We start from the raw sequence: 1,436 nt of genomic DNA, 5'->3' as shown, positions 1-1,436 counted from the left end.
GGCGTATCCGCGGTACGGCTGGCTTGGCGCGAAGGAACGTTCCCGGGACACCCTGTCCGGCCTCACCCTGATGGGTGTCCGTCTCTACGACCCCAACCTCGGTCGCTTCCTCCAGACCGATCCGGTCCCCGGCGGGTCGGACAACGCCTACGACTACGCCCACCAGGACCCCTACAACACCTTCGACCTCGACGGCCGGTCGATTAGGCATTGGATAAAGAAGCACAGGAAGGGAATAGGGAAAGCCTTCTCCTATGCCGGCTTTGCCGTGGGCGTAGCTTCTATCCCGTTCGGTGGTTGGGTGGGAGTTGGTCTTATCGCCGCATCCACCGGTTTCGACTACGCCGGTAGTAGATTCCAAGGAGCGAGTAAGAAGTCGACTTACGGGACCCTTGGTGCCGATATAGTCTTCGGCTATGGTGGTTTTGGGGCCCTTGCGCGGTCCGAAAAAGCGGTCGGAAAAATTACGAAAGTGAGGGCGGGTGGAGCAGTAAGGATTGCGAGGCGACGGGGTCGTGTTTCGGCCCGTCGAGTTGTCGGCTACGGTGCGATCTTCGGCTACACTCAGTTCAATCTATTGAACATGATGCCCAGTGGCTGAGTCGGATTCCGTGCCTGCAGGGGACCTTGAGGTCCCCTGCAGGCATCTGTCCGACCGGGGAATGATCGGAGGATGACTCCAATGGAGGATCTACTCTTCTCTCTATTTGGCGTGCTGATGATTAGTGCTGGGCTGATCTCGCTTCTGATTCCCGAGAGAGTATCTCGTTGGAATGACACGGTAGGGCCGAGGTGGATCCGCGACTTCAGTGTGCGTGGCGAGTTCAAGGCATACGATGGGCGAACAAAACCGTGGCAGATGAGGGTGTTTGGGGGAATCTTTTTGATCTCTGGCACTCTCTTTGTCTTTGCTGGATTCGTGGGCCTGTCGGAATAGGAGGCCATAAGAATTGGCGTCTCGCATCAATCAACAATGTCTTGGAACGATGAAGGCCATCCTAGGCTCCCATCGAAGGCGGGTGCCATTTCTCTATTTCCTGTTCGCCGCTGCTTTTGCCGGCTTTTCGCTCTGGCTTCTTAGTACCTCATATCGAGGTCCTGCTCTGCCGTTTGGGGTCGTTACGGGCCTACTGGTGAGGCAAGGTATTAGGTCTAGAGTAGATCGGCCTTAACGAGATCTGATCTGGAAGCGGGTGCGTGTGATAGCACCAATGTAACCGGTGAGGTTCCGATATGTCTCATGTACGGATCCGTGTCCGCCGGCCGGGTCGTCGGTCAATGTCGGCTACTACGTGAACGATCTGGTCGCCAGCGAGCCCGTCGGGCTCGTCGACCAGGTCCTATGCGTTGGATCCGGCTCGGCGGGTTCGGTCGTGGTCGGACGGGTCGACCACGTCGGTGAACCATTACACGTCGGGGTCGGGGGACAGCCCGGC

Annotated in this window: 2 protein-coding genes; both read left to right on the top strand. The window is 57.9% G+C overall.

Annotated elements, in window-relative coordinates:
* Positions 1 to 601 (top strand): RHS repeat-associated core domain-containing protein (locus tag UK82_RS32320; RefSeq protein WP_131729417.1); only part of this gene is annotated, 601 nt, incomplete at its 5' end.
* An 81-nt stretch (positions 602 to 682) separates the two neighbouring features.
* The gene (locus tag UK82_RS33920) at positions 683 to 937 is read left to right on the top strand and encodes a hypothetical protein (RefSeq protein WP_055410931.1); all 255 of its coding nucleotides are present in this window, start codon (positions 683 to 685) and stop codon (positions 935 to 937) included.
* The last annotated feature ends 499 nt before the right edge of the window (positions 938 to 1,436 follow it).

This window comes from Frankia sp. ACN1ag, assembly GCF_001414035.1.
Classification (GTDB): domain Bacteria; phylum Actinomycetota; class Actinomycetes; order Frankiales; family Frankiaceae; genus Frankia; species Frankia torreyi.
This window is presented reverse-complemented; position numbering and strand designations above follow the sequence as displayed.

What these genes read in the sequence shown, in the direction of transcription:
- UK82_RS33920 (WP_055410931.1), top strand. Translation starts at nt 683, where the DNA reads ATGGAGGATCTACTCTTCTCTCTATTTGGCGTGCTGATGATTAGTGCT.